At 67.7% G+C, this 8,721-nt stretch carries 10 protein-coding genes and 4 pseudogenes; 6 read left to right on the top strand and 8 right to left on the bottom strand.

What is annotated here, in order from left to right; all coding sequences use genetic code 11:
- Positions 1–192 precede the first annotated feature (192 nt).
- Positions 193–471: pseudogene (locus ACWEN3_RS34570) on the bottom strand (GNAT family N-acetyltransferase); the annotation flags it as partial.
- 134 nt (positions 472–605) lie between these two features.
- Here ACWEN3_RS34570 and pknB point away from each other — a divergent pair.
- A pseudogene (pknB, locus tag ACWEN3_RS34565) lies at positions 606–1,691 on the top strand (Stk1 family PASTA domain-containing Ser/Thr kinase); the annotation flags it as partial.
- Positions 1,692–1,871: 180 nt separating this feature from the next.
- Positions 1,872–2,129 (top strand): hypothetical protein, encoded by a 258-nt coding sequence (locus tag ACWEN3_RS34560; protein WP_452979081.1) that lies wholly within the window; start codon positions 1,872–1,874, stop codon positions 2,127–2,129.
- Here the strand turns inward: ACWEN3_RS34560 and ACWEN3_RS34555 are convergent.
- A complete protein-coding gene (locus ACWEN3_RS34555) occupies positions 2,098–2,994 on the bottom strand; it encodes an IS982 family transposase (RefSeq protein ID WP_355925210.1) in 897 nt (298 codons plus the stop codon). The genes ACWEN3_RS34560 and ACWEN3_RS34555 overlap by 32 nt on opposite strands.
- Here ACWEN3_RS34555 and ACWEN3_RS34550 point away from each other — a divergent pair.
- Positions 2,975–3,358 carry an SUKH-4 family immunity protein gene (locus ACWEN3_RS34550; protein WP_452979078.1) on the top strand — a complete coding sequence of 128 codons (384 nt, stop codon included), beginning with the start codon at positions 2,975–2,977 and terminating at the stop codon, positions 3,356–3,358. The two genes, ACWEN3_RS34555 and ACWEN3_RS34550, sit on opposite strands and share 20 nt — an antisense overlap.
- A gap of 6 nt (positions 3,359–3,364) precedes the next feature.
- Here the strand turns inward: ACWEN3_RS34550 and ACWEN3_RS34545 are convergent.
- From ACWEN3_RS34545 to ACWEN3_RS34520, 6 genes and pseudogenes are all read right to left on the bottom strand, one after another.
- Positions 3,365–3,556 (bottom strand): annotated as a pseudogene (locus tag ACWEN3_RS34545) (IS630 family transposase); the annotation flags it as partial.
- Positions 3,557–3,612: 56 nt separating this feature from the next.
- On the bottom strand, positions 3,613–3,954 hold the full coding sequence (locus ACWEN3_RS34540) for a hypothetical protein (RefSeq protein ID WP_452979075.1): 342 nt from the start codon (positions 3,952–3,954) through the stop codon (positions 3,613–3,615).
- 768 nt (positions 3,955–4,722) lie between these two features.
- Positions 4,723–5,199 carry a MarR family winged helix-turn-helix transcriptional regulator gene (locus ACWEN3_RS34535; protein ID WP_452979072.1) on the bottom strand — a complete coding sequence of 159 codons (477 nt, stop codon included), beginning with the start codon at positions 5,197–5,199 and terminating at the stop codon, positions 4,723–4,725.
- Positions 5,200–5,291: 92 nt separating this feature from the next.
- Positions 5,292–6,098, bottom strand: a complete 807-nt coding sequence (locus ACWEN3_RS34530; protein WP_452979069.1) for an AIM24 family protein — start codon at positions 6,096–6,098, stop codon at positions 5,292–5,294.
- The gene (locus tag ACWEN3_RS34525) at positions 6,095–6,745 is read right to left on the bottom strand and encodes an AIM24 family protein (protein ID WP_452979066.1); all 651 of its coding nucleotides are present in this window, start codon (positions 6,743–6,745) and stop codon (positions 6,095–6,097) included. Before ACWEN3_RS34525 ends, ACWEN3_RS34530 begins: the two co-directional genes overlap by 4 nt.
- Positions 6,746–7,378 carry an AIM24 family protein gene (locus tag ACWEN3_RS34520; RefSeq protein WP_452979063.1) on the bottom strand — a complete coding sequence of 211 codons (633 nt, stop codon included), beginning with the start codon at positions 7,376–7,378 and terminating at the stop codon, positions 6,746–6,748.
- A 195-nt stretch (positions 7,379–7,573) separates the two neighbouring features.
- On the opposite strand from ACWEN3_RS34520, the gene ACWEN3_RS34515 reads away from it, so the two are divergent.
- The 3 genes and pseudogenes from ACWEN3_RS34515 to ACWEN3_RS34505 form a co-directional block, all read left to right on the top strand.
- Positions 7,574–7,918, top strand: coding sequence for a DUF3817 domain-containing protein (locus ACWEN3_RS34515; protein WP_452979060.1), 345 nt, complete (start codon positions 7,574–7,576; stop codon positions 7,916–7,918).
- Positions 7,915–8,208 (top strand): MTH1187 family thiamine-binding protein, encoded by a 294-nt coding sequence (locus ACWEN3_RS34510; protein ID WP_452979057.1) that lies wholly within the window; start codon positions 7,915–7,917, stop codon positions 8,206–8,208. Before ACWEN3_RS34515 ends, ACWEN3_RS34510 begins: the two co-directional genes overlap by 4 nt.
- Positions 8,209–8,360: 152 nt before the next feature.
- Positions 8,361–8,636: pseudogene (locus tag ACWEN3_RS34505) on the top strand (hypothetical protein); the annotation flags it as partial.
- Positions 8,637–8,721 lie beyond the last annotated feature (85 nt).

Below are 8,721 nucleotides of genomic sequence, written 5' to 3'. Positions count from 1 at the left end.
GTCGCGACCCTTGCAAACGGATTGACGTGCTGCCGGCTCGGAGGCGGGGCTCCCCCCGCTTGGGTCGGTCGGCCATTCCAGGTGCCTGCTGCCGCAACGCGCTGTGTCAGGAATGGGTTTGGTGCACGCCGACCGCAGGGGGCCCGATCAGAATCGCATCAGTCGCCTGTCAGGAGCACCTGTCACTCTCTTTCATGTGAACAGCCCCGGGAGATCACCGGGGCCAGGAACGAGGAGAGGTGCCCGGAGCGGTTGATCGGGGACCAGCGAGCGTGCCTCAAGGTCGTTCCCAACAGGGGTCCACGCGAGCTTGCGGATGACGTTCTCGGAGGCGTTCCCATCCACCCGGTTGATGCTGATGCCACGGTCCTGAAGAGCGAACTCCAGCGTGGCGTGGGCGGCCTCGGACGCGTATCCCTGGCTCCAGAACTGTGAGCCGAGCCGCCGGCTGAACGCCACGGCGGGCATCACCTATCCGGATACCTCAGCATCAACGCCGCCCGCCGCGACCCCGCACAGCGAGCCGGGTACCGTATGCCCGAACAGCACACCGCCGGACCACCGCGGGTGTGGTCGGGACGGACGGAGAGGGCTGGTAGGTAGCTATGGAAGACCCGCGTCGCCTCGGCGGCCGGTACGAGTTGGGCCAGGTGCTCGGCCGTGGTGGCATGGCGGAGGTCAACCTGGCGCACGACACCAGGCTCGGCCGCACCGTGGCGGTGAAGACGCTGCGCGCCGACCTCGCGCGCGATCCGTCCTTCCAGGCCCGGTTCCGCCGGGAGGCCCAGTCGGCCGCCTCGCTCAACCATCCCGCGATCGTCGCGGTGCACGACACGGGAGAGGACCACATCGACGGATTCTCGATCCCGTACATCGTGATGGAGTACGTCGACGGATCGACGTTCCGCCAGCTTCTTCACAGTGGCCGCAAGCTGCTGCCGGAGCGCGCGATGGAGATGACCATCGGCATCCTCCAGGGCCTGGGGTACGCCCACCGCAGCGGCATCGTCCACCGCGACATCAAGCCCGCGAACGTGATGCTGACCCGCAACGGCCAGGTCAAGGTGATGGACTTCGGCATCGCCCGCGCCATGGGCGACTCCGGAATGACGATGACCCAGACCGCGGCGGTCATCGGCACGGCCCAGTACCTGTCCCCCGAGCAGGCCAAGGGCGAGCCGGTGGATGCCCGCTCGGACCTCTACTCCACGGGCTGTCTGCTCTACGAGCTGCTGGCGGTCCGACCGCCGTTCGTGGGCGACTCCCCCGTCGCGGTGGCCTACCAGCACGTCCGCGAAGAGCCCCAGCCGCCGAGCGTCTTCGTCCCGGGGATCACGCCCGAGATGGACGCGATCGTCCTGAAGGCACTGGCCAAGGACCCGGACTACCGCTACCAGTCGGCCGACGAGATGTGCGCCGACATCGAGGCCTGCCTCGACGGCCAGCCGGTCGCGGCCACAGCGGCCATGGGTACCGTCGGCTACGGAGGCTACCCCGCCGACCATCCGACGACTGCTCTACGCACGGACTCCAGCGCGGGCGCGACGACGATGCTGCCGCCGATGAACCGCTACGACGCCGGCTACGACGAGCGCCCGGACCGTCGCCGGCAGAAGAACAACACGTCCACGACCCTGCTGGTCGTGGCCGGTGTGCTGATGCTGGTTGGCGCGATCTTCATCGGCAAATGGCTGGGCAAACAATTTTAGCCCAAAAGGGGCGCTTTGCCCCGCCGGTCGTGATTGATTCCGGGCTCAGCTGTCGCGCCGAACTACTGAACTTGAATGAGTGATGTCGGGGCCCGCAGTGGGGTGGCTGGAGGCCCGGCTTGCGCCTTCCCGGTGTGGCCGGAGCACGAGGATGATGTTCGTGTGATCCGAGACTTCCCGCCGTTGCCGTTGCCCCAGTACGCCGTGGCCCGGATCGGCTGTTTGCCAGAGGTGCCCGCCGAGATTGCCGACGATCTGCGGCAGATCGGCGTCCCAGCAGGGCTGATCGGTTATGAGTACCAACCGCTGACCGAGGCGACGCTGCTGGACGGGATCGGTGAGAGCGGGTTGGTCGTCTTTGGGGCTAGACGAGTCTTTCCGAACACGGTCAGTGGTCGTAGGCGGTCAGTGACCGGCTGACCGCCTGCCCGGTCTGGAAGTTGTGCCAAATCGCGGCGGCCAGTGCGAGCATGCGCTGGGCAACGCGCACAGAGACGCCTTCGATGGTGCGTCCGCCATGTTGTTCCAGGTCAAGCTGGCCCTTGAGGGTGTCGTTGACCGACTCGATGAGCTGGCGGACCTTCTTCAGCATCGGCTCGCCGGGCCGCATCACCTCCCGCTTCCGGGAGGGCCGTAGCAGCGTGATGCCCTGTTCGGACAGTGACCGCTCGAACGGCTTGGACGCGAACCCCTTGTCGGTGATCAGCAACAGCCCCGGCCGTTCACGGACCAGCCCGGCATCCACTTCCAGCATGGCGGCCAGCACCTCCCGCTCGCCGATTTTGGGATCGGCCAGCGCCCACAGCATCGGCATCCCCGACGGGGTGCACACCAGATACAGCCGCAGTCCCCAGAAGAACCGTGAATGCGACGCGCAGTAGCCGTAGTTCGCCCAGCCTGCCAGCTCGGACCGCTTAACCGTGGGCCGGGACATCCCGCACGGCACCGGGGTCGAGTCGCTGATCCAGACGGTGTCGTGCCAGAAGTCGGTGTCCTTGGCCAGGACCCGGATGATCCGCTTGATCTGCGGCAACGCGGCGCGCAGCCGCTTGTTGTAGCCCGGGTCGTGCGGGATGAACGGGAACATGTCGCCGTGGTGGGCGCGCACATACCGCAGCCACCGGGCCTCGCAGTGAAAGCCGAGCATCGCCTGCATGACCGCCAGACACAGCAACTCGGAGTGGCTGAGCTTCGCCGGCCGTCCCGGCAATCGCGCGATACCCGCTCGCTCGTCATCGATCTTTACGTAGAGTGCGGTCACGAGGGTGTCCAGGTTCGTCGTCACAAACGATCATGGACACCCTCTCCTCGCGCCCGCAGGCATTCGGAAAGACTCGTCTAGCGGCCTGTTCGGGCGGCTCGGCGTCGATGTGGCTTCGCGTCGCGTCGTGCAGATCCCCAAGACCGAGTCCGCGACTGCCTGGCATGTGAACAGGGACCTTGGAACCTTCCACCGGTGCGTCGCGGCCACCGTCGCCCGCTTCCCGTTCTACGAAGAAGGCGAGGAGGACAGATTCCAGCAGGTGGCGGACGAGCTTCGCCGCCTCCTCGTCACCATCGATGACACCGCACTTGCACACAACGGGTTCTGGGAGACCATGTGCGACGACGTGGCGATGGGTGACTACGCGAACTGGGAACAGGAATGAGTCACCTCAGTCCTCCAGGCTCAGGCCGGTTGTCGCGAGGCAGCCGTCGATGAGTTCCGGCCGGTACTGGATCCTCTTGAGCCGACGTTTGACGGCTCGGGTGATCTGAGTGAGGTCCGCGGCGGCGAGGTTGCCGATCTCGCGTTTGACCAGCGGCCAGGTGCCCTCCTGCGGGTTGAGGTCGGGTGCGGCCTCGGGACTGGTAGGCCCGCATGTTCCGGTGTCGCGTATTCGAGCTTCAGGCTCCGAAGTAGTCACCGTGTGTATTGGGCGGCGAAGACGTACGCGGTGGGGGTGGCCACAAACCCGTAGCGATAGTCCGCCCCGACCACCCGGTACCAGGTGTCGCCCCAGTTTCCGATGCTCTGGCCGACGGTCCAGCACTGGGCCATGACCTGGCCGCCCGGGGGGACGTCATGCCAGCCGATCTTGCCGTCCGTGGTGTTGGGGGCGTTGTAAAGCCCGACCCAGTTGCCGGTGGTGAGCAGGACGGCATCGTCGGCGGAGGCGGTCCCCGTCGTCGCGGTGAGCGCGCCGACGCTCAGCGCGGCGGCGGTGGCGACCATCGCCACCCGGCGTCCGAAAGTGAAGCTCATGATGTGTTCCCCCTGCTTGTGGTGGCGGCCTGTCATGGCCGCCGGACGTTCGAGTTGTTTCGCCGCTTGGGCCAGCCTTGCGCGAAGCGGCCCGACCAGGCTGCCCGGCGTGGCCGCGTGGAGTCTCGTTTCCCACACAAGTCCACACACCCCGGTCGGCCCCTGTCGGCTCACCGAATGTAGCGCCGGCGACCCATGGTGTGGGATGTCTAATTGCACGGTGAAGCGGGGGTTCCGGTGTCGCAGTGCACAGCGAGCCGGGAAGAGTACGGGTGGGGCCTGCTCCAGCGCTGACGGTGGTACGGGGACAGCGGCGGGCCGCGAGCCGTGACGCGCCGTCACCCACCCGCGTTCACCGGACATGACCACCTGCTTGTGTCCACCGCCTGACCGCGACCTGTGCCCGCACTGCCACGGCTGGGGATTCCAGCCGGGCACGTCGGGCCCGGAGCGTCCTCTGTGCCCGCGCTGCCGGATGGCGTCCCGTGGAGTGGTTTAGCAGGGATCTTGGCGTAACCCCTGGTCATGCGGCGGCCATCGCGCAACTCTCCGAGTAGAGAAGCTCGTTGAAGCGAGAGGTGCGCGATGGCCTCACGGCATCCCGGTTCACCCCCGGTGACCGCCTCGGCCTCGGCCTTGACCTGGTGCGGAGAATGGCCCGGAGCCTGCCCGAGGAGCACGAACAGATGCGGCACCTGGGCCTGCCCGCTCTGCGGCCCCGGACGGCTCCCGTCCTAATGAACGGCGGCCCCGGGCGTGCCCGGAGGCTCAGGGGCGCCCCCGCTGCCCCCTCAGGTGCTCCGCGATCGGTTTGAGGGACTTGTCCAGCTCTATCAGGGCCTCGGGCGACAGCAGGTCGATGAAATGGCGTCGCACCGACGCCACGTGGTGCGGCGCGACCTTCTTCATCGTCTCCATGCCGTGCTCGGTGAGCACGGCGTACAGTCCTCGCCGGTCGGACTCGCAGTTCTCGCGACGCACCAGGTTCGCGTTCTCCATCCGCGTGATCTGGTGCGAGAGCCGGCTCTTGGACTGCAGGGTCGCGGAGGCGAGGTCGCTCATCCGCATCCGTACGTCGTCCGACTCGGACAGGTTCACGAGGATCTCGTAGTCGTTCATAGTCAGGCCGAACGGCTGCAGATCCTTCTCCAGCTGGTACGTCAACAGCCTGTTGACCTCCAGGTGGGTGCGCCAGGCGCACTGCTCCGCATCGGTCAGCCAGCGCGTGGCCGTCTCGGTCTCCATGAATGAAGTCTACCTAAGAAGTTGAATGACGAACTACTTCGGGTGGTGTGACAGTGCGCACGCGTTCGACGTCACACTCCGCAGACTACCGCTCACAGCCCGAAGCGACGCTGGAGGTCTCCCAGCTGTCCGGGAAGGCGCGGTGCGCCCGCCGATTGCGGACCGTGTCCGCCCGGCCCCCCTCCGCCACCGCCGGGCGTCCCCGGATCGGACGGAATCACCCCCGTGTCGACCTCCGCCATCAGCTTCTCGGTGGACTGCAGCAGCACCGTCCCGGCGCCCACGAACTCGAACTGGTGCTCCTCCCCGGAGACCCCGCCGAAGCCCGTGATTGCACGTAGACCGCCCAGTACACCGGTCAGATAGCCGTGGTCGTAGTGATGGCAGGGGGAGGGGCAGTCGGCCCAGCCGACGAGTGCCTGGGGGTCCACCCGGATGGGAGGTTCCATGAACACCACCGGCCCGTTAGACGCGGCGACAAACTTGCCGGTTCCGATAAGGGTCAGAAAACCCGGCACGATCGACTGCTTGAGCGCGAGACTTGGCTGAAAAGCGAGCAGGTTGCCCGCGCGAATGGTCAAGTTCCCGTCGTCCAGGTCGTAGGAGTTGACGTCGAAGGCCCGGTCGGCGAGCAGCATCTTGCCCGAACCGCGGGCCACGACCCAGTCGCTGGCGTGCAGTGGCGAATGGAACGAGGTTCGCACCAGGTGGTCGAGTTGTCCATGTCCGATGCCGTTGAACTCGATCGCCCCGTAATAGGCGATCATCTTCCCTTTCTGCAGGAACCACTGCCCGCTCTTGAGCTCCACGCAGAACGTGTAGCTGTTCACGTTGTCGTCGGCGGGCAGCGTCATGGGGTCGTGCACGACCGGGGCGCCGGGGGTTCCGTACGTGCTCACAGCTTCTCCTCCGAGGCCTGTACGTACACCGTGCCGTTTCCGCTCAGTTCCAGCTGGAACGCCTCGCCGGAGCCGCGGCCCACCATCTCGCGCCAGCCGAGCGCGGCGGACAGCCTGTTGCGGACGTCGCCGTGGTGGGCGACGTAGGCCTGGGGGTCCACGTGCACCGGGCGCTGCGGGGTGACGGGGAGCTCGAAGACGCCGCCGTGCGCCATCACGGCGACGGCTCCCTGCCCCTGGAGGGTGGTGGTGAACAGCCCCTGGCCGGTGACCTGGCCCCGGACCAGGCCCATGACCCCGCCCTGCGAGCCCATGAACATCGTGCCCTGGCGGAGCGTGCCCTCGAAGGCGAGCAGGCGGTCGGCCTCGACGTGGAGGGTGTCGCCGGAGAGGTTGATGACGTGCACGTGATGGCCGCCGTGCCCGAAGAAGACCGTGCCGCTGCCCTCGACGGTCATCAGCGGGGTCGCCTCGCCGGCCACGCGGCGCCCGAGCATGGACATCAGCCCGCCCTGGCCGCCCTGGATGCTGGGCGTGAAGGACACGTCCCCCTTGTAGGCGAGCATCGCGCCGCGCTGGCTGAACAGCTGCCGGCCGGGCTGCACGGTCGCCTCGACCATTTTGGAGTTGATCTCCCGGAAGGTCATCTACAGGTCCCCCGCGATCGTGTTCCGCTCGCTCGGCTGCACGTACACCAGGCCGTCCCCCTCGAAGCGGATCTGAAAGGCCTCGCCGCCGCCCTCCCCGAGGAACGTGCGGAACGTCACACCGGACTGGAAGGACTGCCGGACGTTCCCCTGGTGCGCGATGTAGGCGCCGGGGTCGACGGTCAGCGGGTACTGCGGGCTGACGCGCAGCACCACCGCCGGGCCGTCGGACATGATCGCCGCCTGGCCGTGGCCCTCGACGGTCGTGGTGAACAGGCCGTTGCCCTGCGAGGCGCCGCGCAGGCCGGTGAACGTCGTGCCCGTCCTGAGTCCCGCGTCGGTCACGAGCAGGTTGCTCGACTCCACGCAGAGTCTGTCCCCCTGGAGGCTCACCAGGTTGATCTCGGTCGCCCGGTCGGCGAACCAGCAGGTCCCATGCCCTTTCACCTCCATCACCGTCATCTGCTCGCCGGTGAGCCGCCGGGTCACCATCCCGCGCAGCCCCTCGCCGCCGCCGCTCAGCTTCTTGAAGGACATCTGACCGTCGTACGCGACCATCGAGCCGTTCTTCGCCTTCACGGCGTCCCCGGTCATGTCGACGGCGAGCACCTTGCTGCCTTGGAGTCGGAACATCGCCACGCTGGGAAAGTAGCGGCCGGACGGGTGGGCGGAACAGGTCCCACGGGTGGATCCCCACCCTGAGCGGCCCCCTAGGGGCGTCGTTTGCTTCAATGGGTGAACGCTTGTGCGTGCGTTCACAAACCGGCAGCACCCATCGGCAGTCCGTAACCGGCAGACACTCGTCGCGACCCCCATCGAAGGTGACCCGTGGACATCAAGACCGCCACCGCCATCCGCCGACTCCGCCTGGTCTCGGCCCCCGAGGCCGTGTCCTTCATCGTCCTGCTCGTCTGCTCGGTGCTGAAGCGGACCACGGACTTCAACGCGGTGCCCGTGATGGGCGCGATCCACGGTGTCCTGTTCGTCCTGTACGTGATCTTCTGGGCGGACGCCTGGAACCGCGCCAAGTGGCCGCTGAAGACCGCGGCGCTCTACTTCGTCCTGTCGGTGCTGCCGACCGGCGGCTTCTTCGCCGAGCGCAAGCTGCGCCGCGAGGCCGAGGACGCGGTCATCGCCGCCCGCGCCCGCAAGGAAGGGGTCGTCAACGCATGATCGTCGCCTTCTCCGTGACGCCCCTCGGCGTCGGCGAGGACGTGGGGGAGTACGTCGCCGACGCCGTGCGCGTGGTCCGCGAGTCGGGCCTGCCGAACCGCACCGACGCCATGTTCACCTCGATCGAGGGCGAGTGGAACGAGGTGATGGACGTCGTCAGGCGCGCCGTCGCCGTCGTGGAGGAGCGCGCCCCGCGTGTGTCGCTCGTCCTCAAGGCCGACATCCGGCCCGGCGTGACCGACGGGCTGACCTCCAAGGTCGAGACCGTGGAGCGGCATCTCGCCGGTTAGCGCGCGGCGATTCCGTACCCGGTGGACCCCGGCCCGCGGCGGCCGGGGTTTCCTCGTCCCCGCGGTTTGAGCGATCGCTCAAAGAGGAGTACCTTGTCACGGAAGATCGTTTGAGCGGTCGCTCAAAAAGCGCCCTGACGTGGGGGAACACCATGGGTCTCTACATAGAGACACACATACGCGCCGACCTCGACATCGTGTGGGCGTACACCCAGGACCCGGCGCGCCACCAGCGCTGGGACCTGCGCGTGATCGGGATCGAGTACCTCCCGCGCGCCGAGGGCGAGCCGCGGCGCTTCCGCTACACCGCGCGCCTGCTGCCGTTCCTCACCGTGTCCGGCGCCGGCATCGCGGCGCGCGAGAACGACCGGCCCGACGGCACCCGCACCTCCGCCCTGCGCTTCTCCTCCACCCACCCCCTGTCGGTGACGTACGGCAGATCGTGACGGAGCTCAGCAACTCGCTGCTGTTCGTCTCGGCCGCCGGGCGCGGCGCGGTGCTGGCGGTGCTGGC

The organism is Streptomyces sp. NPDC004561, from assembly GCF_053602155.1.
Note: the sequence above shows the minus strand (reverse complement) of the source record. Positions and strands in the feature narration are given on the sequence as shown.

Coding starts and splice junctions, on each gene's coding strand:
- ACWEN3_RS34540 (WP_452979075.1), bottom strand. CDS start 3,954: ATGAGCTTCACTTTCGGACGCCGGGTGGCGATGGTCGCCACCGCCGCC.
- ACWEN3_RS34535 (WP_452979072.1), bottom strand. CDS start 5,199: ATGGAGACCGAGACGGCCACGCGCTGGCTGACCGATGCGGAGCAGTGC.
- ACWEN3_RS34525 (WP_452979066.1), bottom strand. CDS start 6,745: ATGACCTTCCGGGAGATCAACTCCAAAATGGTCGAGGCGACCGTGCAG.
- ACWEN3_RS34520 (WP_452979063.1), bottom strand. CDS start 7,378: ATGTTCCGACTCCAAGGCAGCAAGGTGCTCGCCGTCGACATGACCGGG.
- ACWEN3_RS34510 (WP_452979057.1), top strand. CDS start 7,915: ATGATCGTCGCCTTCTCCGTGACGCCCCTCGGCGTCGGCGAGGACGTG.